General features: G+C 70.4%; 23 protein-coding genes and 1 pseudogene. 12 read left to right on the plus strand and 12 right to left on the minus strand.

Annotated elements, in window-relative coordinates:
- Positions 1 to 411: 411 nt before the first annotated feature.
- The 7 genes from AQJ64_RS43755 to AQJ64_RS43785 form a co-directional block, all read right to left on the minus strand.
- On the minus strand, positions 412 to 1350 hold the full coding sequence (locus tag AQJ64_RS43755) for a dioxygenase family protein (protein ID WP_206189751.1): 939 nt from the start codon (positions 1348 to 1350) through the stop codon (positions 412 to 414).
- Positions 1351 to 1361: 11 nt separating this feature from the next.
- Positions 1362 to 2429: a maleylacetate reductase gene (locus AQJ64_RS43760; protein ID WP_055635244.1), complete on the minus strand. Its 1068-nt coding sequence runs from the start codon at positions 2427 to 2429 to the stop codon at positions 1362 to 1364.
- Positions 2429 to 3025: a nuclear transport factor 2 family protein gene (locus AQJ64_RS43765; protein WP_055635243.1), complete on the minus strand. Its 597-nt coding sequence runs from the start codon at positions 3023 to 3025 to the stop codon at positions 2429 to 2431. The genes AQJ64_RS43760 and AQJ64_RS43765 overlap by 1 nt, the downstream gene beginning before the upstream one ends.
- Positions 3026 to 3261: 236 nt before the next feature.
- Complete coding sequence (locus AQJ64_RS43770; protein ID WP_055635242.1) at positions 3262 to 4752, minus strand: aldehyde dehydrogenase; 1491 nt, start codon at positions 4750 to 4752, stop codon at positions 3262 to 3264.
- Positions 4753 to 4893: 141 nt separating this feature from the next.
- Positions 4894 to 5301, minus strand: coding sequence for a nuclear transport factor 2 family protein (locus tag AQJ64_RS43775; protein ID WP_055635241.1), 408 nt, complete (start codon positions 5299 to 5301; stop codon positions 4894 to 4896).
- Positions 5298 to 6260 (minus strand): PDR/VanB family oxidoreductase, encoded by a 963-nt coding sequence (locus AQJ64_RS43780; protein ID WP_055635240.1) that lies wholly within the window; start codon positions 6258 to 6260, stop codon positions 5298 to 5300. The genes AQJ64_RS43775 and AQJ64_RS43780 overlap by 4 nt, the downstream gene beginning before the upstream one ends.
- A gap of 9 nt (positions 6261 to 6269) precedes the next feature.
- Positions 6270 to 7556 (minus strand): Rieske 2Fe-2S domain-containing protein, encoded by a 1287-nt coding sequence (locus AQJ64_RS43785; protein WP_055635239.1) that lies wholly within the window; start codon positions 7554 to 7556, stop codon positions 6270 to 6272.
- Positions 7557 to 7824: 268 nt separating this feature from the next.
- Here AQJ64_RS43785 and AQJ64_RS43790 point away from each other — a divergent pair, with 268 nt between their 5' ends.
- The 6 genes from AQJ64_RS43790 (at position 7825) to AQJ64_RS43810 (ending at position 11736) form a co-directional block, all read left to right on the plus strand.
- Positions 7825 to 8466 carry a TetR/AcrR family transcriptional regulator gene (locus tag AQJ64_RS43790; protein ID WP_055635238.1) on the plus strand — a complete coding sequence of 214 codons (642 nt, stop codon included), beginning with the start codon at positions 7825 to 7827 and terminating at the stop codon, positions 8464 to 8466.
- Positions 8467 to 8561: 95 nt separating this feature from the next.
- Entirely contained in the window at positions 8562 to 8984 is a 423-nt protein-coding gene (locus AQJ64_RS43795) for a GlcG/HbpS family heme-binding protein (RefSeq protein ID WP_055635237.1), read from the plus strand.
- A gap of 280 nt (positions 8985 to 9264) precedes the next feature.
- A complete protein-coding gene (locus AQJ64_RS47440) occupies positions 9265 to 9612 on the plus strand; it encodes a hypothetical protein (protein WP_206189750.1) in 348 nt (115 codons plus the stop codon).
- A complete protein-coding gene (locus AQJ64_RS43800; RefSeq protein ID WP_055635236.1) occupies positions 9609 to 10235 on the plus strand; it encodes a YeeE/YedE family protein in 627 nt (208 codons plus the stop codon). The genes AQJ64_RS47440 and AQJ64_RS43800 overlap by 4 nt, the downstream gene beginning before the upstream one ends.
- Positions 10235 to 10654 carry a YeeE/YedE thiosulfate transporter family protein gene (locus tag AQJ64_RS43805; protein ID WP_055635235.1) on the plus strand — a complete coding sequence of 140 codons (420 nt, stop codon included), beginning with the start codon at positions 10235 to 10237 and terminating at the stop codon, positions 10652 to 10654. Before AQJ64_RS43800 ends, AQJ64_RS43805 begins: the two co-directional genes overlap by 1 nt.
- A gap of 425 nt (positions 10655 to 11079) precedes the next feature.
- Positions 11080 to 11736, plus strand: a complete 657-nt coding sequence (locus AQJ64_RS43810) for a transposase (protein ID WP_055635234.1) — start codon at positions 11080 to 11082, stop codon at positions 11734 to 11736.
- Positions 11737 to 11856: 120 nt separating this feature from the next.
- Here the strand turns inward: AQJ64_RS43810 and AQJ64_RS43815 are convergent, their stop codons facing one another.
- A complete protein-coding gene (locus tag AQJ64_RS43815; RefSeq protein ID WP_055635233.1) occupies positions 11857 to 12351 on the minus strand; it encodes a MarR family winged helix-turn-helix transcriptional regulator in 495 nt (164 codons plus the stop codon).
- 148 nt (positions 12352 to 12499) lie between these two features.
- Between AQJ64_RS43815 and AQJ64_RS43820 the strand changes: the two genes are divergently transcribed.
- The 3 genes from AQJ64_RS43820 (at position 12500) to AQJ64_RS43830 (ending at position 14723) form a co-directional block, all read left to right on the plus strand.
- Positions 12500 to 13108, plus strand: a complete 609-nt coding sequence (locus AQJ64_RS43820) for an NAD(P)-dependent oxidoreductase (protein WP_055635232.1) — start codon at positions 12500 to 12502, stop codon at positions 13106 to 13108.
- A 50-nt stretch (positions 13109 to 13158) separates the two neighbouring features.
- Positions 13159 to 13599 carry a DUF6069 family protein gene (locus AQJ64_RS43825; RefSeq protein WP_055635231.1) on the plus strand — a complete coding sequence of 147 codons (441 nt, stop codon included), beginning with the start codon at positions 13159 to 13161 and terminating at the stop codon, positions 13597 to 13599.
- A gap of 98 nt (positions 13600 to 13697) precedes the next feature.
- Positions 13698 to 14723, plus strand: a complete 1026-nt coding sequence (locus AQJ64_RS43830) for an SMP-30/gluconolactonase/LRE family protein (RefSeq protein ID WP_055635230.1) — start codon at positions 13698 to 13700, stop codon at positions 14721 to 14723.
- Positions 14724 to 15013: 290 nt separating this feature from the next.
- On the opposite strand, the gene AQJ64_RS43835 is transcribed toward AQJ64_RS43830, so the two are convergent.
- Positions 15014 to 15895 (minus strand): LysR substrate-binding domain-containing protein, encoded by an 882-nt coding sequence (locus AQJ64_RS43835; protein WP_055635229.1) that lies wholly within the window; start codon positions 15893 to 15895, stop codon positions 15014 to 15016.
- A gap of 71 nt (positions 15896 to 15966) precedes the next feature.
- On the opposite strand from AQJ64_RS43835, the gene AQJ64_RS43840 reads away from it, so the two are divergent.
- From AQJ64_RS43840 to AQJ64_RS43850, 3 genes are read left to right on the plus strand one after another with little or no spacing between them, the layout of a single operon-like run.
- Positions 15967 to 17172 carry a thiolase family protein gene (locus tag AQJ64_RS43840; RefSeq protein WP_055635228.1) on the plus strand — a complete coding sequence of 402 codons (1206 nt, stop codon included), beginning with the start codon at positions 15967 to 15969 and terminating at the stop codon, positions 17170 to 17172.
- Positions 17169 to 17864 carry a 3-oxoacid CoA-transferase subunit A gene (locus AQJ64_RS43845; protein ID WP_055635227.1) on the plus strand — a complete coding sequence of 232 codons (696 nt, stop codon included), beginning with the start codon at positions 17169 to 17171 and terminating at the stop codon, positions 17862 to 17864. The genes AQJ64_RS43840 and AQJ64_RS43845 overlap by 4 nt, the downstream gene beginning before the upstream one ends.
- Positions 17861 to 18532, plus strand: a complete 672-nt coding sequence (locus AQJ64_RS43850; RefSeq protein WP_055635226.1) for a 3-oxoacid CoA-transferase subunit B — start codon at positions 17861 to 17863, stop codon at positions 18530 to 18532. The genes AQJ64_RS43845 and AQJ64_RS43850 overlap by 4 nt, the downstream gene beginning before the upstream one ends.
- Positions 18533 to 19121: 589 nt before the next feature.
- Here AQJ64_RS43850 and AQJ64_RS43855 read toward each other — a convergent pair.
- The 3 genes and pseudogenes from AQJ64_RS43855 to AQJ64_RS51600 all read right to left on the minus strand — a co-directional run.
- Complete coding sequence (locus AQJ64_RS43855) at positions 19122 to 19520, minus strand: metal-sulfur cluster assembly factor (protein ID WP_055635225.1); 399 nt, start codon at positions 19518 to 19520, stop codon at positions 19122 to 19124.
- Positions 19517 to 20593: an amidohydrolase family protein gene (locus AQJ64_RS43860; RefSeq protein WP_055635224.1), complete on the minus strand. Its 1077-nt coding sequence runs from the start codon at positions 20591 to 20593 to the stop codon at positions 19517 to 19519. Before AQJ64_RS43860 ends, AQJ64_RS43855 begins: the two co-directional genes overlap by 4 nt.
- 245 nt (positions 20594 to 20838) lie before the next feature.
- Positions 20839 to 20965 (minus strand): annotated as a pseudogene (locus AQJ64_RS51600) (NAD(P)-binding protein); the annotation flags it as partial.
- Positions 20966 to 21327 lie beyond the last annotated feature (362 nt).

Raw genomic sequence — 21327 nt, forward strand, 5'->3', positions numbered from 1 at the left:
TCGACGCGGCCCGCCTTCCTGTCGAAGGCCGGACGAACGCTGCGGACGACCGGTCGTCCGCAGCGTTCGTCCGGCCTTCGCCGTCGTTGCCCGTGGACCGCTACGTGGGGTAGCTCCTGGAGGCGCGGCCCGTGGCGATCGGGGAGGGGCCCCACCGGCGGTCGACCCGGGACTGCCCGCGGGCAGGGCGTACTCGCGGTGGGAGTGATTCGCGTCGCCGACCATGGGGAAGCATCCCGTTCCCAGGTCGCAGACGGTCCTCCCGTGGAAGCGGAACGTGACGTCGATGGCCCCCTCGGGGACCATCGCGCGCAGCTTCGTCTTCTTGCCGTCGCCCGTCCAGGTGACGTCACCCACGATCGACACCCTGCGCAGGAGCCTGTCGGCCGGCGCGCAGCGTTGGCAGGCAGGTCATACGCCCTCGGGGGCGAGCACGATGTCGAAGCGCACCCGGCTCCACGTGCCGTCGATCACGCGGCCGTCGGGCGTGGGCGTGCCGGTGGGCTGCTGCTCGAACCGCTTGATCAGGGAGTCCTTCACGCCGAAGACGGTGTCCTTGCGGCCGATCGGGTCGCCCTCGGGGAAGATGTGGGTCACCAGCGTGCGCGCGCCCTCGTGGGACACCATGAAGTGCAGATGGGCGGCGCGCAGCGGCGAGCGGCCGACCGCGTCGAGCATCTTGCCGACGGGTCCGTCGTTCGGGATGGGGTACGGCGTCGGGGTGAGGCCCCAGAAGCGGTAGCCGCCGTCGGCCGCGGAGAAGAGATGCGCCCGGCCGGCGCGCTTGCCGGCGTCGTACTGCACGTCGTAGAGCCCGTCCTCGTCGGCCTCCCAGACCTCGATCCGCGCGCCGGCGAGCGGATTGCCGTCGGTGTCGGTGACGGTGCCCTCGACCCAGCAGGGTTCGCCGGGGGCACCGAAGGCCAGGTCCCCGCCGAGCTCGATCGCCGGGGCGTCCTCGACGAAGAACGGCCCGAAGACGGTCGCCTCGGTGGCGCCCTCGTAGGCCTGGTTGTTGACGTTGATCGTCTGCATGCTCGCGCCGAGGGTGTCGGACAGCAGGATGAACTCCTGCCGGACCTCGTCGGTGATGTGGCCGGCCTGGGTGAGGAAGTCGATCGCCGTCCCCCACTCCGCCTCGGTCAGCCGGACCTCGCGGATGAAGGAGTGCAGGTGCTTGACCAGGGAGGTCATGAGTTCCTGCAGCCGCGGATCCTGGCAGGCGTCGAAGGAGGCCAGGACGTTGTCGACGAGCTGCTGCTCGACCGCCTGCTGCTCCGACGACACCTCGCGGTAGATGGTGCCGTGGGCACCGGCCTGGGCCGAGCCGGGGTTGACGTAGGTAGCCATGACGGCCTCTTTCAGTTGACCGGTTCGCCGGCCCACGCCGCCTGCAGTAGCACGGTCAGGTTCGCGTAGGTGACGTGGGTGGGGTTGTTGGCCGGGATCGCCTTCATGATCGGCCCCAGCGCCTTGGCGATGCCGTCCTCGGGCATGCCGTAGTCGCGCAGCGCCCTCGGCGCGTCCAGCACCTGACGCAGGGCGGCCAGGCCGGCGCTCGCCCCCTCGGTGGGGAAGACCGTGCCGAAGGCCTGGGCGATGCGCGCCTCCGCCTCGGGGGCGTGCGGGGTGTTGAAGGCCAGCACGTAGGGCAGCACGACCGCGTGGGTCTGTGCGTGCGGGAGGTTGAACATGCCGCCGAGGACGTGGCAGATCTTGTGATGCATCCCGGAGCCGGCCGAGGCGAACGCGACCGCGGCGAGGTAGGCGCCGTACAGCGTCTGCTCGATGCCCTCGACGCTGGTCGAGTCCTCGGCCACCGCCGGCAGGCCGGTCGCCAGGGCGCGGATGCCCTCCTGCGCCAGCGCCCGGTCGATCGGGTCGGTACGCGGCGCCCACATGGAGTCCACGCAGTGCGCCATCGCGTTCAGGCCGCTCGCCACGGTCATCTCGCCGGGCAGCGTGGTCAGCAGACCGGCGTCGTAGACGACCGACGCGGGCAGCACCCTGGCGTCCACCCCGGTGGTCTTGGTCTCACCCTCGGTCAGGCCCCACACGTTGGTCGCCTCCGAGCCGGCGTACGTGGTGGGTACCGCGACGATCGGCAGCCCGGTGGTCAACGCCACCGCCTTGGCCAGACCCGTGGTCGAGCCGCCGCCGACGCTGACCAGGATGTCCGCGCCCGCGCCGGCTGCGGCCTGGAGGGCTCGTGCCGCGACCTCGACCGGTACGTGCATCACGACCTCCTCGTGACGCAGTACGACCGGGACCTCCTTGGCGATCGGGTCGGCCAGTTCCCTCTCGCGGTCCGACGCGATCAGCATGACCTTGGAACCGCCGAGCGCCTCGACCTCCGCGGCCACGGCGGCGGGCGACTCCCCGGCCGCGAACACCACCCGCTGGGGGAGGGTTTCGTGGGTGAACTTCATCAGGCTCCCGCCAGCCATTGCTTGCCTTCCGAGTAGAGCTGCTCGACTGCTGTGCCGGTGAGGCCGGGAAGCCCGTCCTTCACCGTGAACCCCGCCTTGGTCTGTAGATAGGCCAGATGCCGGTAGCCGGTCGGGAACCGGTCCAGCAGCTCGGGATCCAAGGTCATCGAGGCGGCGGGATCCACGACGTCGAGCCGGTCCTTCTCGTAGATCGGCTGCCGGCGCACCAGGGTCCAGCGCCCCTCGTGGCGGGAGAGGAAGTCGTAGAAGCGGCCGGTGCAGACGACATCGACCTCGACGCCGTCGATGCTCGCGCGCTGGTTGATGGTCATCTTCGTCTGCGCGACGGCCCGGTCGCCGACGACGTCCGTGGTGTGGCCACCCAGGAAGTGCAGGATGCTGACTCCGTTCTCGAAGCCCTCACGACTGGCCTTGATGAAGTCGGTGGCACTTCCCTGGAACCAGGTGGCGCTCATCCAGCCGTCACGCGGATGCCAGACCGTGGCGAAGCGGCCCCAGTCCCCGGCGTCGCGCCACAGCGCCCAGTTCTCGATGAGCTGCCGGATCTCGTGGCGGTCGTTGTCGACCTGCGACATTGTTGACTCCTTGGAAGGGTGGAGATCCCTGGTGCAGGGGCCTCGTCAGAAGGACCGGAGGAACTTCTCCACCTCTCGGTGGAGCTGCTCGAGGGCCTCTGCCTCTTGGACCTCCGCCAGCCATGCCGCTCCTACCGCCGGGCTGAAGGCCGCGGCAAGGCACCACATCCAGCCGGGCAAGGCCCGGGGGCCCGGCGCACGCCGTGTCACGTGCGCCCTACGACCTCGTCGCATCGTCAGATGGGGTAGTGGCGGGATCCGGACTGGATGGTGATCCAGCGCAGCTCGGTGAACTCCTCCAGCGCGGCGCGGGAGCCGAAGCGGCCCCAGCCGCTGGCGCCGACACCGCCGAAGGGCATCTGGGGCTCGTCGTGCACGGTGGCGCCGTTGATGTGGCAGATGCCGGACTTGATCCGACGGGCGACGTCGAGCGCGGCGGCCGCGTCCTTGCCGAAGACCGCGGCGGAGAGTCCGTACTCGGTGTCGTTGGCGACCGCGACGGCCTCGTCGGTCGAATCCACCTCGATGATCGAGACCACCGGTCCGAAGGACTCCTCGCTGTAGATGCGCATGTCCGGCGTGACCCCGCGCAGCACGGTGGGCTGCACGAACAGGCCGTCGGCCGTGCCACCGGTCAGGACCTGCGCACCCTTGGCGCGGGCGTCCTCGATCAACGCGACCACATGGTCGCGGGCGGCGGCGTGGACCAGCGGACCGATCTGTGAGGCGGGATCGCTCGGCGGCCCGACGACCAGCTTCGCGGCACGCTCGGCCAGACGGGAGGAGAGCTCGTCGGCGACCGTGCCGTCCACGATGACGCGCTCGGTCGACATACAGATCTCGCCCTGGTTCATGAAGGCCCCGAAGCTGGCCGCGGCCGCGGCCTCCTCCAGATCGGCGTCGGGGAGCACCAGGAAGGGCGCCTTGCCACCGAGTTCGAGGACCACACGGGTCAGGTGGCGACCGCCGAGCTCGCCGATGATGCGGCCGACCTTGCTGGATCCCGTGAAGTTCACACGGGTCACGGCCGGGTGGGCGATCAGCGCCTCGACGACGCTCGGGCCGTCCTGGGGCGCGTTGCTGATGAGGTTGACCGCTCCGGCGGGCACGCCGGCGTCGTGCAGCACCTGCACGATGGCGGCCTGGGTGAGCGGCGTCTGCTCGGAGGACTTCAGGACCACGGTGTTGCCCCACACCAGCGGCCACACGATGGCGCGTACGCCGAGGATCAGGGGGGCGTTCCACGGTGCGATGCCGACGACGACACCGACCGGCTGACGTACGCCGAGGGCGGTGAGCCCGGGCACGTCCGACGGGATGACCTCGCCGACGGCCGCGTACGCCTGGGCGGCCGCCTCGACGAACATGCCCTTCGCGACATGCACGTTGAAGCCGCACCAGGGGAGCGTGGCACCCATCTCGCGGCTCATCGTGGCCACGATCTCGTCGGTGCGCTCGCTCAGCAGGACGGCCGCACGCTCCAGAACCGACCGGCGTGCGGCCGGCGGGAGGCTCGACCACTCCGGAAGGGCGGCCGCCGCCGCGTCCACCGCGAGGTTGACGTCCTCGACGGAGGCCGCCGCGACCCGCGCGATCGGCTCTCCGGTCAGGGCCTCGGTCGTCTCGAAATAGCGGCCGTCCCTGGCCGCGACGTGCTCGCCCGCGATGAGGAGATCGCTGGTCCGGACCGCACCGGACGTGGGTGCCTCGGTCTCAGTGGCTGACATGTGTTGCCTCACCTTCACGACAGCGGCGATCGCCGCGCGAACTCTTCGTGTTGAACTTTCTGGGGCCGACGGCCCGCGCTGAAGCCTCTTGTCCGTTCATCGAACAGCGGAGCGGGGGTGACGTGTCGGCCTTCCCGGGCCTCAGACCGGCGGCATCCGCTTGGACTGGTGCAGGTGCGCCAGGCGCCAGCCCTCCGAGGTCTCCTCCCAGACGCGCGTCACCGTCTCCTGGACCGGGAACGGCGGGAGGCTCTCGTCGAAGATGATGTGCATCTCCTGGAGACACGTGGTGATCGCCGTGGTGCCACGCACCGTGATGCTGAGCTGCTCGGCCCTGGTGAAGACGTGGCGGCGGCGGGTCCACGTGAAATGGGCGAAGGTCCTGCCGTCGTCGATCTTTCCGACCGGGCCGTGGACGGCCCTGCTGTCCTCCAGCAGGAGAGCGGCGATCGCTTCTTCGCTCTCGGTGAGAGCCACGAGCCACGCGGCCTCTGCCTGCTCGATCGCCTCGATGGTCTCGGTGGTCGCGGTGGATGTGTCTGTCGTCATAGGTCCAGCTCCAGAATCGGTGAGTGCGCTCGCGAGGAGCACGTGGTGAACATGCCGTCGGCGCGCTCACGATCGGTCAGGATGTCGTCTCGGTGGTCGGGCTCTCCGGCGAGTACGCGCACGATGCACTCGCCGCAGATTCCCTGCTGGCAGGAGTAGGGGGCGTCGACACCGGCCGCGAGCAGGACGTCGAGGACGCTCTCGCCGTCCTTGATCTCGTACGCGTTCCCGGACTTGGCGAGCCGCACGGTGAACGTCCCGCCCGCCGTGTGCGCGGCGGTGTCCTCCACGGGGGCGAAGCGCTCCTTGTGGATCGCTTCCGCGGGCCATCCCGCTCCGCGTGCGGAGGAGATCACGAAGTCCATGAAGCCCCCGGGACCACAGACGTAGACCGCCGCCTCGGGGTCGGGCGGGCCGATGTCGGCGGCGACGCTGAAGCGCTGGTCGTCCGGGCCGTCGTCGAAATGGAGTCGCACGCGGGGGTTGTTCTCCAGCTCCTCGACGAACGCCGAATCCGCCCGGCTCCGGGCGCAGTAGTGCAACTCGTACTCCGCGCCCCTGGCTTCGAGCGCGTGCGCCATCGCCAGCAGGGGAGTGACGCCGATGCCGCCGGCCACCAGCAGATGGCGACGTGCCTCGTCCGAGACCCCGAACCTGTTGCGCGGACGCGAGATCCGCAGCCTGTCGCCCTCACGGAGCCGGTGCATCCCCAGCGAGCCGCCGCGCGACGCCGCCTCGGCCAGCACGGCCAGCCGATAGCGGGTGCGGTCCTGCGGCGGTCCGCACAGGGAGTACTGACGTACCAGCCCGGCCGCACCGTCCACGAGTACGTCGACATGGGCGCCGGCGGCGAACTCCGGGAGCTCGCCGTCGTCGGGCCTGACCAGGTCGAGCACCACGATCCGGCTGGTCGCGTCGCGTCGGGCGACCACGATGGTGTCGAGCCACTCGTTGTTCATCGTTCTCGCTCAGACTGCGGCGGCCGCGGCGTCGTCGCCCGCCGGGCGCCTGCCGAGGGTGAAGAGGCCGGTCTCGACGTGGTGGACCTCCGACGCGTCGCGGACGATGTTGATCGGGTCGCGCCCGGCCTCGACGTCGTCGGCCATCGCGAGGAGCATGCGACGCAGCATGACGACGCCGCGGTCTCCGGTGGCCAGGGTCTCCTCGGAGTCCAGGGTGATCGCTCCCTGCGAGCCCTGGGCCTCCGTGTCACCGGGGAACCTCTGGCGCTCCTCGTCGGTCAGCTCGTGGTTCTGCTTGCCGTTCTGCGTGATGCCGATCACGAAGCGGACCATGCGCTCGGGATCGTTCGTGCGGATCGAGAAGAAGAGCCGGTGGCTGGTGTCGTCGGAGGGCACGACCCACAGCAACTGGTCCGCCCGCCCGTCGGGCGTGGGCTTCACGTAGTCCGGCAGGCCGAAGACGTTGGGCAGGTGTTGATCGACGGCGAAGCCGTACTCGGTGACCTCGCCGTCCTCGCCCTCCATCTCGAACCGCTGGGTGTACTTCAGGCCGTGGTCGGTGCGCTCGTAGGTCAGGCGCTCGGCGATGGTGGCCGGGTCGAAGAAGTTCTCGGGGTAGCCGAAGGTGCCGGTGCCCAGCATCTGGTACCCGCTGTGCGTGGAGTGGAGCCAGGTGACGTGTGTCGGGTCGGCGGAGTTCTCGTAGATGTTGAGCCAGCTGAAGTCCGTCGGCATACCGAGGACCGCGGCGTGCGGGACCGGCCAGCTGGCGAAGTACTTCTCGTCCTCCGCGGGGTTCTCCAGCGCGTCGTAACGGGGGAGTTCGGGCTTGAGTTCGGGCGGGCCCATGTAGACGAAGACCAGGCCGTAGCGCTCGGCGACGGGGTACCACGGCTGACGGGCGGCGTCGCGCCTGCGTCCCAGACCCGGCTCGCACGCCTGCTCGATGCAGCGGCCCTGGACGTCGAACTTCCAGCCGTGGTAACAGCAGCGGATGCCGTCGTCCTCGACGCGCCCGTAGAAGAGGCTGGCGCCGCGGTGTGTGCAGCGCTCGATCACGACACCGGGGTTGCCCTGCCCGTCCCGGAACACGACCAGGTCCTCGCCCAGTACGCGGGCCTTCTGCGGCAGGGCACCGGCGATCAGCGTTTCCGAGCTGGCGATCGGGTGCCAGTAGCGACGCAGCGCCTCACCCATGGGTGTACCGGGTCCCACCTCGCGCAGGCGGGCGTTGTACGAGGGCTTCGGGCGGCCGTAGGCCGTGCCCGTGTCGACGTCTGGAGTGGTGGTCATCGTGCTGTCTCCCGTGCGGCTCGGGCGCACAGCCGGCGGAGCGCGCAGGGCAGGGGAGATCACCTGCGAGAGCACCACCATGTGCGACCTCGAATAGGATTGTTGATTCACATTCGCATTTCACTTCGCCGTGCGTCAAGGGTCACGTTCGGGTGCTCCCTGGGGCCGGGAGGGATGGCCCGAATGCGGCCCTCGGCCGCGGGCCGGTCGGGCCCGGTGCCGTCCGTGCCCGAGGTGTATGGCCCCTGGCTGCCTTTACGCTGGGGCGGTGAGTACCGAACCGACACTCGACCTGCCCCCGGCGCAGCAGGCGCGCAGCCGACTGACCCAGCAGCGGATCCTGGAGGCGGGTACGGCCCTCCTCGAGGAGGGCGGCACCGAGGCGCTCACCATCGCGGCCGTCGCTTCTCGGGCGGGCGTCTCGGTGGGCAGCGTGTATCGGCGGTTCGGCGACAAGGACCGCCTGCTCGCGGCGCTGCAACACGACATGATCGACCAGTTTCGCGCCGACATCGTTCACCGCTTCGCTCCGCTGCGAACGGATCCGACCGCGCTGGTCGCCTCGGCGGTCACCGGGCTCGCCGAGACGTATCAAGCGCACGAGCGTCTGATGCGCGTCTTTCTGGCCGCGGGCGCCACCGATGCCGCCGTGGCTCGGGTCGGGTCCGAGGCTGCCAGGGACGCCAGCCGTGTCTTCCGGCAGTTCTTGGAGCCGATCGTGCCGATGATCGACGCGCCGGAGCCGGAGTTGCGCGTGGACGTCGTCTACCGGTTGATCTACGGGACCTGTCAGAACCGCGTGCTGTACGGCGAACTGTTCGAGTCCGACCGGCCGCTGACGTGGCATCAGCTCACCGACGAGCTCGTGGGCGTCGCCTGCCTGTACCTCCTCGGCGCACCGGCGCAGTGAGCCGCGGCCCCGTAATGCGAATGCGAGGATCGCTTCACATTTAAGTCGGGCGGCGACATACTGGGCGCTCGGTCGTCGAGGAAAGGACCCGCTCCATGCGAGAGCCGCTCAGCTACGAGATCGCGCACGGCGCCGCACTTGCCGCGCTCGAGGCAGGAAGGGCCGACGGGCACAAGGTGTGTGCTGTCGTGGTCAACCGAAGTGGCGTCACGAAGGTCCTTCTCAGCGACGACGGCGTTGGCCTCCTCGGCGTGGAGACCGCGCGACGCAAGGCCTACACGTCGGCCGTGAGTGGTGTCCCCACGGCCAAGTTCGCGGCATTCGCCGCGTCCCCGCAGATGCAGGTGGCGCCTCCCCACCTGGTCGACGCCAACCTTCTGCCCGTCGCCGGCGGCGTGCCGATCGTGACCGCCGACGGGGAGGTCATCGGCGCGATCGGCGTGGGCGGGGCGGACGACGTCACCGACGACCGCATCGCGCAGCAGGCTCGCGATTCCGTCGCGAAGATCGTCGCGTAGGTCGTTGCCCGGGCCTGCCCTGGTCGGTGCGACGGCTGGGCTGAGCGTCGCTGCCGTCGTCGCGACCCCTGGGGGGCGCCGAGGTATGCCCAGAAAAAGGCGCCACGGGATGATCTTGGTTCCTTGGGGACGCAACCCGGCACCTGTTCGGCTCTGCCTCGTTTGGTGTGTCAGCAAGGGGACTTCACGGCATGTCCCAGCGCGATGAGGCCGACACCGACAACCAGGAGCGACGGGGAGCACGGAGTGAGGGCGGCGCTCCAACCTCACGCACCAACGGTTGTCGGCCGATTTCGATGATGGTTTGATCGTCCTCGTGGGTTGCTTACATACTTCGACGTGCCCGCTCTTCCCTCATCTCAACGAGAGCCTGGAGGGCTGGCGCACCTATTACTGCGACAACGAGGCCAACTGGCGCGGTTGCGCGCGCTACAAGGTGTCTCTCACCGGTGAGCGGGTACCGATCACCCTGCTGCCGAACGGACGGCATGCCCGTCATCTGGCGCCGAGGCCCGCGCGCCCGGCTTCCGCCGGGCGCGGTCCCGCCGAACAACCGCCCGCGACCCCCGAAGAGCCCGAACGGGGCTGGTGGGCCCGGCTGGCCGAGTGGATGAGAGGCAACGCATGACCGCTTACTGGCCCTGGTGGGCGGGTGCTGTCGGACTCGCCGTACTGACCATCGGCTACACCCTCGCCACCGATCGGTCGTTCGGGGTGTCAGGGGCCTGGGAGCGAGTGCTGCACTGGCGGCGCGAAGCCGAACTGGAGCGCAGGGAAGCCGAGTTCACCGACGAACGGACTCTTGTCGCCGCCCTCGGCGTGGCCACCGCCGAGCATTTCGGTACCGTCCCCGCCGTGCCCGTACCCCCTGGGCCGGCCGCCGTACCGGCCACGGACGGACGCCGCTCGGGCGCGCACCCGCGCCCCGCTCCGCTGGTCACCCAAGCCGTCCTGCTTGTCTCGATCTTCGTGGGCGGACTGATCGCAGCCGTCACCTCGGGGCGGTTCCACATCCGTTTCGACATGGGTGCGGGCTACCGGCACCTGGTGACCGGCAACCCGGTCGCCATGGTCGCCCTGCTGTTCGCGGGAGGCGTGCTGGTCGGCTTCGGCACCCGGCTGGCCGGTGGCTGCAGTTCGGGGCACGGGCTCAACGGCTGCGGTCGGCTCAGCCCCGTCAGTCTCGTCGCGACAGCGACGTTCTTCGGCACCGCCGTCGCGGTGTCGTTCCTCCTGTGGAAGGTGATCTGATGCGTACCCGGGGCGGAGTCCTGCTGGCCAACCTTCTCACCGGGCTGGCTCTCGGCTTCACCGTGACCAGTATCGGGTTCGGCGACTACGCCGAGCTGAACCGCATGTTCACCTTCCAGGACCTGCGGATGTTCCTCTCCTTCTTCGGCGCTGTCGTGATCATCGCGAGTGTCTTCGCCCTGCTGCGGGTGCGCCGGGGCACAGGGCGCCTCCACGCCGGCGTCGTCCCCGGCGCGGTCCTGTTCGGTATCGGCTGGGCGATCTCCGGCGGATGCCCGGCGATCCCGATCATCCAGGTCGCCAGTGGTTACCTGCCCGCCGTGGTCACCATCGCCGGCATCGTCGTCGGGGTCAGGCTGTGCCGCTGGGCCAATGGCCGGCACTTCTTCCGTATCGACAGGGGCTCCTGCGAAGGGTGAGCGACGGGGCGGGCTTCGCATGCAGCGGGTGGAGCGGGAAGGCGCCCACCGGCCTGTACTCCCTTCCTTCTCCACGGCCAGGCGGATGACCGTTCCCTCGACAATGGGCAGCGGACCGTCGTGGTCGGGCCGGGCCACCCTCCGGGTCAGCCGGGGTGGAGGCGGTCCCATGCCTGCGCGGACGCCTTCCCGTAAAGGCGGGTGTCGGTGACGGCCACGAGGACCCCGTCGGCCATCCCTTCTGTCTGATCACGCCCGAGGGAGCCTGACCTTGCCCTTGAGGGTCCGGCGTCGAAATGACTCGGACGGGGTCGCTCACCTGGGTGTTCGCCGGACGCTGAGGCGGCCTTCGTCTCTTCATGTGCTCCGACCAAGGACACACGTGACCACAGCGAAGGCCGTGAAGGTGAGTTCGCTGCCTGATCATGCTCCGGCGGGCGTTCGCGAAAGCGTCACGCTGCCGGGAGGACTTGTGCGACTGCCCGACCGCGCGCGGGGACGAACTGTTCGACCTCACCGACGCGTTGCCGTGCGCGGACGGACCAGTCACGGCCCCGGTCGACCTGACGCTGGTGGCCGAGCACCGGCGCGGACACGGCGCGATGTACGACGCGCTGACCAGCGGGAGCGTGGACGTTCCCCGGCTGCGACAGGTGCTGGCCGGCCTGCCCGTGCCGCAGGCTGCCGACGGCCGCCCGGTCCTCGCCGTCGACATCGGCAACTGGCTCCGCCCCGACGCCTCCACCAGCGCGGACCGCCTGTTCTGCCACGTCTACGGCCGCAGCGGACGGTCCTCGGACCAGTTCATACCCGAGCTCCGGCTCACCCGTGAAGCCGCGGCGGGCCTCCGCCGCCCCTGGGAGAAGCCGGCCGATTCCGCACGGCTCAGCCCGGCCCGCGTCCGCCGAGGGTTTCGGAACCTCCGCCCGCACCTGCCCTGTCCAGCCCGTGCACCGAACCCTCAATACCCGGACCCGGAAGGCCACGGTTCGAAGAACCGCCGCTCCACGACCCACTACGACGTCGGGAAGACGACCAGGCGCCCCGAGAGCATCATCGAGCGCGACAGCCTCAGAGGTTGAAAGACAAGGTCGGAGCCGGTGCGAGCCGGCTCGTCTGCGTGTTCGCTCCGAGAGGCGCGCCGGTGTCGGGGAGACGGCGCGCCTGAGTCCACGGGTGGGCGCCCGGCCGGTGCGGGGGTCTCAGTCGCGGTCGCCGTCGCTGTGGTCGGGGTCGATGGCGTGCAGGATGCGCCGGCCGATGTGGGAGAGCTGTTTGACCTGGGCCCTGGTCAGCGGGTCGAACACCAGGCGGCGCACTTCTGCGACGTGGCCGGGAGCGGCGTTGACGATCTTCTCGTATCCCTCGTCGGTCAGGGCGGCCAGGGTGTAGCGGCCGTCGGCCGGATCGGGGCGGCGATGGGCGTACCCCTTCCGCTCGAGCCGGGTCACGACCTGGGAAAGGCGGGAGAGCGAGCCCTCGGCGTACGCGGCGAGCGCGCTCATGCGCAGTTCCCGCTGCGGCGACTCCGACAGTGCCGCCATCACCCCGTACTCGAAGTGTGTCAGCCCCTCGTCGCGCAGTTGCGTGTCGAGCGCGTGTTCCAGGCGCCGCATGATGCCGACCAGGCCGAGCCAGGCGCGGCGCTCCTCCTCGTCCAGCCAGCGGGGCACCTCGTCAGCGGGGGTGTTCGTCATGCCCTCCAATGTACCGACGCTTCATGCGTGAAGTGAATCCACCTCGTCTTCACTTGAAGCTTGAAGTCATTCCCGCTAGTTTTGAGTTAACGCTTTAAGTCACTGCCCGGGGGTTCCGTGCAGCGTCGAATCCTTGAGGAGTCCTCCCGTGAAGCTGCTTGTACTAGGCGCCACCGGTGCCACCGGGCGCCTCGTCGTCGACCAGGCCCTGGCCGCGGGCCACACCGTGCGCGCGCTCGTCCGCTCACCCCAGAAGCTGGATGCCCGGCCCGGCCTCGACGTGGTGGCCGGGCAGGCCACCGACGCCGGTGACGTCACGCAGGCCATGTCGGGCGTCGGCGCGGTGATCAGCACGCTCGGCGCCACCGGCGGAACCGTCATCACCGACGCCACGCACGCCGTCATCTCCGGTGCCACCACCACCGGCGTCACCCGGTTCGTGGAGCTTTCCTCCTTCGCCGTGCTGCGCGAGCGCCTGAGCGCGCCCGCCAAGCTCATGTCCAGCACGGCCATGGGCGCCATGGTCAAGGACAAGGCGGCCGCCGAGGACGCGCTGCGCGCCAGCGACCTCGACTACACCCTCGTCCACGCCGTCCGCCTCACCAACGGCCCCGCCACCGGCGTCACCAAGCTGCTGCCCGGGTCGGCCACCCTGCGCATGGGGGACACCATCAGCCGCGCCGACGTCGCCGCCTGGATGCTCACCGCGCTCACCGACACGTCCACCAGCCGTCGCTCCGTCGTCATCGCCGGCTGACCCGACTGCGTTTCCCCCCGTCTCCTCCCCACCCGATCCGGAGAATCACCATGAGCCACCAGCTCGCCACTAGCCCGGCCCGCCCCGGCGGCCTCGTCGTCACCGGCGGTCTGATCGGCACCGCTGCCGTCGCCGTCGCCGTCAACGCCATCGTCGCCGCGACAGCCCACGCCGCCGGTGCCTCGGACGACTTCCAGCCCCTCCAGCTCTCCGCCTACGCCCCCCTCACCATTTTCGGCGCGCTGGCCGCCGCTGCCGCCTGGGCGATCATCCGCGCGCGCTCGGCGCACCCGGCCCGGCTGCTGCGCACCCTCGTGCCCGTCGTCCTGATCGTCAGCCTGATCCCGGACATCATGGTCGGCGTCTCCGACAGTCGGCCCGGCACCAGCTGGGGTGCTGTCATCGCCCTGATGGTCATGCACGCCGTCGTCGCCGCCATCGCCGTCCCCGCGTACCGGCGACTCCTGCCCCTTCCCGCCACCCGGGACTGACCACGCAACGCGCCGGGGCGACTGCCCCGGCCCCCCCCTCATGTCCCACTTCCCGCGCAGGCACATCTGCGCTCTCTCGAGAAGAGTGCGAAGCCCCCATGCAAATCTCCCTGGCGATCCCCACGGCAACCCTCCTGAAGAAGCGGTCCGGACTTGCGGCGGTGATCGCCGCGGCGGCCGTCCTCGCCTCGGCGCCGTACGCGTCCGCAGCGACACAACAGGCGTCCTCCAAGCCAGTCGTCGCCGACGTGCGAACTCTCGCCGCACTGGACTTCGCCGCCGGCGACTCCCCGGAGAACATCACTGTCAACCCGGACAACTCGCTGACCGTCTCCACTCTGGGCGGGCACACCGCTGCGGGCGAGCGCCCGGCACTGTTGCGGATCGACCCGTCCGGGCGCAGCACGGTGATCGTGGCCGGGCAGCAGGGCGACGCATTCAGCGGCATCGCGCTCGACCGCGACGGCACCACCTACTACAACGTGGTCTCTGATGACGCCTCCCGGGCCGGCGTATGGAAGCTGCCCCCCGGTGGCGCCCCTCGCCGCGTCGCCGCCCTGCCCACCGACGGACTCCCCAACGGCCTGGCCCTCGACCCCGCCGGGCGCACCCTGTACGTGGCCGACAGCAGCAAGGGCACCGTCTGGGCCGTCCCGGCCTCCGGCGGAAAGGCGACCGCCTGGCTGACCGACCCCGCCCTCGCGCCCGCCCCGTCCCTCCCGTTCGGTGCGAACGGTCTCCGCTTCCACAGAGGCGCCGTCTGGGTCTCCAACTTCGCCCAGGGCACCCTGCTGCGGATCCCCGTCACCGCCACCGGCGCCCCGGGCCGGATCCACACCGTGACCAGCGGCCTCACCGGCGTCGACGACTTCAACTTCCTCAACGACCGCTCCGACGTGGTGTTCGCCGCGCAGAACAGCCTCAACCAGGTCGCGGTCGTCCACCCCGACGGGGCCACCGAGACCGTCCTGACCGCCTCGGAGGGCCTCGCTTCACCCACCTCCGTCGCGGTACGCGGAAACCGGCTCTACATCACCAATGCCGGTTTCGCCGAGCCCCACGACGCGAAGGTGCAGCGCGGAACGATCAACCCCGCCGTACTGAACTGCGGCCCGGCCTCCTGAACCTGCCGCTGCCGGAATCCGCAGCAGTGCCTGCCGCGGATTCCGGCAACCAGGTGCAGCCGAACCGAATGATCACAGTGAACGGCCGGAAGTGACCGGGATCCGATCGAAGACGGTGCTCGTGCGGCTCGACCCGGCCGCTCCGTCAGCGGCCGGCTGACCCTGCAGGTGTCGATCCGGGCCGGACTCTTCGAGCTGCCCGACGCCCACCGGGTCCACTGGGTCACCCGACGTCGCCCGGCAGGGTTCTCGCGCCGAGCGAGGGGCCTTGTCCGGCGTCGGTGGACGTCTCAGAACATCGCCTGGATGATCCCCACGGTGCGCGCCAGGTGCGGCTCGGAGCGGTCCGCGCGGTGGGCGACGGCCAGCTCCACGCGGGCGTCGGCGCCAACCAGCGGCAGGTAGGCGACGCCGTCGAGCGCCAGCGCGGTCACGGGCTCGGGCACGACCGCGACGCCGAGGCCGCCGGCCACGAGCGTGACCAGCGTCGAGGTCTCGCCGACCTCGTGGCGGATGCGCGGCTCGACACCGGCGTCGCGCAGAAGGCCCAGCACCACGTCGTACATCACCGACCGGCGGTCGGCGGAGTGCACGATCAGGTCGGTACCGGCCAGGTCCGCTGCCCGCAGCCGTTTCCGGCGGGCCAGCGGGTGGTCGACCGGTACGGCGACGACGAGCCGGTCCCGGCGCAGGGTCCGCACGGTGAGTGAGAGGTCGGCCGCCGGAGGACGCAGCAGGGCGACATCGATCGCGCCGGTGCGCAGTGCCTCGACCTGGTCGGGGGCGAGCATCTCGCCGCGGAAGGAGAAGTCGACGCCGGGCAGCTCCTCGGTAAGCCGCCGCGAGAGCGCGGGCAGGAGGCTGTACGTCGCCGAGCCCACGCACCCGATCGCGAGGTGGCCCACCGAGCCGGCGGCGACGAGCCGTGCGTGGTGGGCGGCCTCGTCGACGTCGGAGAGGATCGCGCGCGCCCGCTCGAGGTAGGCCCGGCCGGCCTCGGTGAGGTCGACGCGGCGTGTGGTGCGGTGGAGCAGTTCGACGCCGAGTTCGTCCTCGAGCTGGCGGATCTGCGTGGAGAGCGGCGGCTGGGCCATGTGGAGCCGCTCGGCGGCGCGACCGAAGTGGCGCTCCTCGGCCACCGCCACGAAGTACCGAAGGTGCCGCAGATCCATATCTCGTCCGTATCGATCAGCTCGGATATACGTACTTCAGAATATCGCAGCCCGGGACTAGCGTCGCTGCCATGAGTGCTTTCCTGTACGCCGCGACGCGGACGCCGTTCGGCCGCTTCAACGGCGCGCTGGCCGGTGTCCGCCCCGACGACCTGGCCGCCGCCGCGATCACCTCGACCCTCGCCCGGGTACCGGGCCTCGACCCCGCCGCGATCGACGACGTGGTGTGGGGCAACGCCAACGGCGCCGGCGAGGAGAACCGCAACGTCGGCCGCATGGCTGCGCTGCTCGCCGGGCTTCCGGTGAGCGTGCCCGGCACCACGGTCAACCGGCTGTGCGGCTCGAGCCTCGACGCGGCGATGACGGCCAGTCGCACGATCGAGTCCGGGGACGCCGAGGTGGTGCTGACCGGTGGTGTGGAGTCGATGACACGTGCGCCGTGGGTGCTGCCGAAGTCGGCGAAGCCGTTCCCGGCCGGCGATGTCACCGCCGTCTCGACCACGCTCGGCTGGCGACTGGTCAACCCGCGGATGCCGAAGGAGTGGACGGTGAGCCTCGGCGAGGCCAACGAGCAGCTCCGGGAGCGCTTCGGGATCTCCCGGGAGCGGCAGGACGAGTTCGCCGCCCGCTCTCACCAACTCGCCCACCGGGCATGGGAGTCGGGCTTCTACGATGACCTGGTGGTGCCGGTCGCAGGCGTCGACCTGACCCGCGACGAGGGCATCCGGGCCGGTTCCACGCCGGAGGTCCTGGCCGGGCTGCGGCCGGTCTTCCGCACGGCGGAGCAGGGCGGCACCATCACGGCGGGCAACGCCAGCCCCCTCAACGACGGTGCCTCCGCGGTGCTGTTGGGCAGCGAGAAGGCCGCGGCCGCGATCGGTGCCGATCCGATCGCCCGTATCGCGGGCCGCGGTGTGATGGGACTGGAGCCGCAGGCGTTCGGCTACGCCCCGGTCGAGGCCGCGAACCGTGCGCTGGCCCGGGCCGGGATCGGCTGGGACCAGGTGGGCGCGGTCGAGCTCAACGAGGCCTTCGCCGTGCAGTCGCTGGCCTGCGTCGACGCGTGGAAGGTCGACCCGGGCATCGTCAACCAGAAGGGCGGCGCCATCGCGATCGGGCACCCGCTGGGCGCCTCGGGCGGCCGCGTCCTCGCCACGCTGGCCAAGGTGCTGCGCGAGACGAGGCAGCGCTACGGCGTCGCCGCGATCTGCATCGGGGTCGGTCAGGGCCTGGCCGTCGTACTCGAGAACTGCGACGCCACGGGGGCGGCCTCGTGAGCAGGGCGGAGATCGTCGAGAGCGCCGATGCGGCGGTCGCCGGGATCGAGGACGGGGCCACCGTCCTGGTCGGTGGCTTCGGCCTGGCCGGGATGCCGTTCGATCTGATCGAAGCGCTCATCCGGCAGGGCGCGAAGGACCTCACGATCGTGTCCAACAACGCGGGCAACGGTGACGTCGGGCTGGCCGCGCTGCTGGCCGCGGGCAGGGTGCGCAAGGTGCTCTGCTCCTTTCCGCGTCAGGCCGACTCCTGGGTCTTCGACGGCCTCTACCGTGCGGGGAAGATCGAGCTGGAGGTGGTGCCGCAGGGCAACCTCGCCGAGCGGATGCGCGCGGCCGGTGCCGGTATCGGCGCGTTCTACTGCCCGACCGCGGTCGGTACGCCGCTGGCCGAGGGCAAGGAGGTGCGTGAGATCGACGGCCGGACATACCTGCTGGAGTATCCGATCAGGGGCGACTACGCACTGATCGGCGCGCACGTCGCGGATGCGATGGGCAACCTCGTCTACCGCAAGACCGCCCGCAACTTCGGACCGGTCATGGCCACGGCCGCGACGACGACCATCGTCCAGGTCGACGAGGTCGTCGAGCCCGGCAAGCTCGACCCCGAGGCCGTCGTCACCCCGTCCATCTACGTCGACCGGGTCGTCCAGGTGCCGGCCCGTCACTACACCGTGCAGGGGGCACGATGACCATCACACAGAGCGATCAGGCGCGCGCCGACCACCGGCTCTCGATGGACGAACTGGCCGCCGTCATCGCACGTGACATCCCGGCCGGTTCCTTCGTCAACCTCGGTATCGGCCAGCCCACCAAGATCGCCGACCATCTGCCGGCCGGCTCCGGGGTGGTGCTGCACACCGAGAACGGCATGCTCAACATGGGTCCCAAGGCCGAGGGCGATGCGGTCGACCCCGACCTGACCAACGCCGGCAAGGTCCCCGTGACCGAGCTGCCCGGGGCGGCGTACTTCCACCACGCCGACTCCTTCGCGATGATGCGCGGCGGGCACCTCGATGTCTGCGTCCTGGGGGCCTACCAGGTCGCCTTCGACGGCGACCTCGCCAACTGGACCACCGGCAGGCCCGAGGACATCCCCGCCGTCGGGGGCGCCATGGACCTCGCCATCGGTGCGAAGGACGTCTACGTGATGATGACGCTCTTCACCCGCTCCGGTGAGCCGAAGCTCGTGCCGCGGTGCACCTACCCGCTCACCGGCGTCGGCTGCGTCAGCCGCGTCTACACCGACTGCGGCGTCTTCGACGTCGGTTCCGACGGCGTACGGATCCGGGAGACGTACGGCGTCGGCGCCCGCGAACTCGCGGAACGACTCGGCATCACGCTGCCCTCGAGCTCATGACACGATCGTGTGGAAGTGCCCTGGTCCAGCAGCCCTGTGGGCCAGTGTCTGTGCTCCGCTCCGTCACGGTCGCGGTCGCCGTCGCTGTGGTCGGGGTCGATGGCGTGCAGGAAGGCGGGGGAGCGAGCCGGTCGACCGCACCGGCAGTGCGAGGTGCGCGCCTGACGAGCTGCCCCACAGGCCGATCGACGCCGGGGCCGGGCCGTAGGTGTCCGCGAGGTCGTGCGGGCCAGCGGAAGACCTCGGAGGAGCGGTACGCGATGTCCGCCATGGCGTAGCCGCGTTCGGCGAAGAGCCGGGTCCAGCAGGGCCCGTAGCCCCGGCGTTGATGCCGCCGGCCGCCACCCGGCAGCCATACGATCACGGGGGTGGGGGCCGTCGCGGACGATGTCGGCAGGGACGGACCCATTCGCAGGTCCGCGCCCGGTGCCACGCCGTATGCGATGTCGCGCACTACCCGGACGGAAGTCGGGTCGCCCCTCTCGGGCGGGAGCGGAGCCCGGCTGAGCCTTCCATGAAGCGGCCCATGACCGCGGCGTCGTTCGCCGCTACGGCCGGCGGGTCGGAGGTGTGCGGCTTCTGTGAGGTCTCACTGGTCGACCGCTGGTCCCGTCCTGGTCACGGCGAGAAGGGGGAGAGTACGACGCCTGTGTTCACGGTGTTCGTCGAGCCGTTGCCGGTAGTGCGGTGCGAGCCTGTCCGGGGTCCAGTCGAAGTCGTCCGCCAGCCGCACGTCCACCGCGGAGACACCGGGCAGAGCCGTGAGCCGGACCTGGGCCTCGGTCGCGAACGAGCCGATGAGCACGCAGCTCGGCTCGGTCACGCCGACGGCGACCGCGATGCGCTGACCGCCTGCGCCGTCGTCCTGTACGCGAATGTCACCGACGAGTCCCATGTCGTCGAGTCCGGCGGGGACTCCCGCGGTGATGCTGCACGGATCGAGGATCTCGTTGAGCGTCGCGCGGACCTGGGCTTCCGTGACCCTCATCGGGCACCGGCCAACGCGTCGTCGACCGGGGCGACGCGTCCGCCCCACGGCTCCTGGAGTTCGGTGGTGTCGAACTCGTCGCCGCGGATGCGCTCGCGGAGGTCCTTCTCGTCGATGCCGTGCATCCGAAGGAAGTTGCGGCCGAGGATGTCGGCCTTGATCTCCTTGGTGAGCTCGGGCAGCCCGTACTCCTCGATCAGGTCACGGGGCATCTCGAAGTTCCAGAACGCCTCGATCGCCGGCCGGGGGTGGACGGCGTCGCAGCCGGTCGCCCAGATGATCCGTTCGGCGGCACCGGCCTGGAGGAAGGCACCCATTGCCTGGGCGAAGCGGCGGGGCGCGTAGACAGCCATGAACGACGTGGCCTCCAGGTTGACCCATATGTTGCGGAAGGACTCCAGCTGGAGGGCCGTCTCCTCGACGAAGGCCATGCCGCCGTGGACGACTTCGAAGGTGAGGTCGGGGAAGGCCAGCGCGGCGGCTTCCACGTCGCTCATCCCGAGGGCGGAGGTCGGCCCGGGCCCGACCGGGAGGGCCTTGTGGATGGCCACGACCTTCAGACCGTGCTGCCGGGCCCGCTCGAACAGCGGGAAGCAGATCTCCGGGTCACCCATGTCCAGCGCGGTCACCCGGCCCTCGACGACGTCGATCGGATAGAGCTTGAGGGCGTTGACCCGGTGCTTCTCCACCAGCTCGTCCACCCGGTCCAGGGCGCCGGGGCGCAGCGGGGACACCGCGCCGTAGATCAGCACGCGCTCCGGCCACTTCTCGCGCATCTCAAGGCCGAAGCCCAGCGCCGAGCCCCCGTCCCGGAAGTGGCCGTAGATGGGCGTCTCGTGGTAGGCGATCACGTCGGTCTGGCTCTCCGCGAGCAGGGCCCGGCCGATGATGTCCGCGCCCGCGCCCTGCATGTAGGTGGAGCGTTCGAGGGTGTATTCGGGGCCGCTGACCCGCTTGTGCAGGCCGTAGAGGTGCTCGCCGATGGCCGCTCCGATGCGCGGGTTGACGCAGTTCTCGGGCCGGAAGTTGTAGTTGTGGGCCACGCCCTCGACGACGAGGAAGTCCTCGATCATGGTCGTTCTCCTTTGGTGTCACGGGTGGCAGAGGTGCTCACGCGATCAAGTCCTTCAGGCCTTCCAGGGCACGGGAGGCGAGTCGTTCGTCGGTCTCCACGGTGATCGGGCGCAGACCACGACCTCGCGGGCCGCCCGGATCACCCGGCTCCGTCCGCCCTTCACGACCCGGACGCCCCTCACGCGTCCCTGGGCCGAGCCGTTCATCGATCCGGTGGCGCCGACCAGCCGGCCGCGGTCCGCGGGCGGGCCGGCCTCGATCAGCAGCACGCGTGTCCCGGACTCGGCGGACAGGCGCGCGGCGAGGACGCAGCCGGCCGTACCCGCGCCGACGACGACGTACTCGTACTCGGCGCCGTGCCCGGCGCTGATACGGAAGGTCCTGCGCTGGGTCCGGACATCTCGTCTCCTTCGGCTCTGGAGCGAACGCGCGCTGGAGGAGCTGAGGAACATCGCGGGGAGGCGGTCGTCGGCTCGGCACGTTCTCAGGTGTTGTCGCGAGGTGCGGCCAAGTCCGCGAGCGGGACGTCACCTCGGTGCCGGGTCACCGTAACAAGGGCGTCAGGCGATCCGACAGGGGTCCGCAAGTAATTCATCAAAGCAGGTCGGAGTCATTGACAGTTTTTCATCAGAGCCGTACAACGGCATGAACGCCTCAGGGGCGCACACCGCTCGCCGTCCCTGTCCGTCCCTGTCCGAGCGTGCCGGAGAGCCGCGGCACGCTCGCGCTGTAA

The sequence above is a fragment of the Streptomyces griseoruber genome, from assembly GCF_001514205.1.
GTDB classification, from domain to species: domain Bacteria; phylum Actinomycetota; class Actinomycetes; order Streptomycetales; family Streptomycetaceae; genus Streptomyces; species Streptomyces griseoruber.

Excerpts from the sequence above, each read along its gene's own strand:
- AQJ64_RS43850 (WP_055635226.1), top strand. The coding sequence starts at position 17,861 with ATGACCATCACACAGAGCGATCAGGCGCGCGCCGACCACCGGCTCTCG.
- AQJ64_RS43825 (WP_055635231.1), top strand. The coding sequence starts at position 13,159 with ATGAGCCACCAGCTCGCCACTAGCCCGGCCCGCCCCGGCGGCCTCGTC.
- AQJ64_RS43830 (WP_055635230.1), top strand. The coding sequence starts at position 13,698 with ATGCAAATCTCCCTGGCGATCCCCACGGCAACCCTCCTGAAGAAGCGG.
- AQJ64_RS43810 (WP_055635234.1), top strand. The coding sequence starts at position 11,080 with ATGCTCCGGCGGGCGTTCGCGAAAGCGTCACGCTGCCGGGAGGACTTG.
- AQJ64_RS43855 (WP_055635225.1), bottom strand. The coding sequence starts at position 19,520 with ATGAGGGTCACGGAAGCCCAGGTCCGCGCGACGCTCAACGAGATCCTC.
- AQJ64_RS43840 (WP_055635228.1), top strand. The coding sequence starts at position 15,967 with ATGAGTGCTTTCCTGTACGCCGCGACGCGGACGCCGTTCGGCCGCTTC.
- AQJ64_RS43795 (WP_055635237.1), top strand. The coding sequence starts at position 8,562 with ATGCGAGAGCCGCTCAGCTACGAGATCGCGCACGGCGCCGCACTTGCC.
- AQJ64_RS43835 (WP_055635229.1), bottom strand. The coding sequence starts at position 15,895 with ATGGATCTGCGGCACCTTCGGTACTTCGTGGCGGTGGCCGAGGAGCGC.
- AQJ64_RS43780 (WP_055635240.1), bottom strand. The coding sequence starts at position 6,260 with ATGAACAACGAGTGGCTCGACACCATCGTGGTCGCCCGACGCGACGCG.
- AQJ64_RS43765 (WP_055635243.1), bottom strand. The coding sequence starts at position 3,025 with ATGTCGCAGGTCGACAACGACCGCCACGAGATCCGGCAGCTCATCGAG.
- AQJ64_RS43770 (WP_055635242.1), bottom strand. The coding sequence starts at position 4,752 with ATGTCAGCCACTGAGACCGAGGCACCCACGTCCGGTGCGGTCCGGACC.
- AQJ64_RS43760 (WP_055635244.1), bottom strand. The coding sequence starts at position 2,429 with ATGAAGTTCACCCACGAAACCCTCCCCCAGCGGGTGGTGTTCGCGGCC.
- AQJ64_RS43775 (WP_055635241.1), bottom strand. The coding sequence starts at position 5,301 with ATGACGACAGACACATCCACCGCGACCACCGAGACCATCGAGGCGATC.
- AQJ64_RS43860 (WP_055635224.1), bottom strand. The coding sequence starts at position 20,593 with ATGATCGAGGACTTCCTCGTCGTCGAGGGCGTGGCCCACAACTACAAC.
- AQJ64_RS43815 (WP_055635233.1), bottom strand. The coding sequence starts at position 12,351 with ATGACGAACACCCCCGCTGACGAGGTGCCCCGCTGGCTGGACGAGGAG.
- AQJ64_RS43805 (WP_055635235.1), top strand. The coding sequence starts at position 10,235 with ATGCGTACCCGGGGCGGAGTCCTGCTGGCCAACCTTCTCACCGGGCTG.
- AQJ64_RS43785 (WP_055635239.1), bottom strand. The coding sequence starts at position 7,556 with ATGACCACCACTCCAGACGTCGACACGGGCACGGCCTACGGCCGCCCG.
- AQJ64_RS43800 (WP_055635236.1), top strand. The coding sequence starts at position 9,609 with ATGACCGCTTACTGGCCCTGGTGGGCGGGTGCTGTCGGACTCGCCGTA.
- AQJ64_RS43755 (WP_206189751.1), bottom strand. The coding sequence starts at position 1,350 with ATGGCTACCTACGTCAACCCCGGCTCGGCCCAGGCCGGTGCCCACGGC.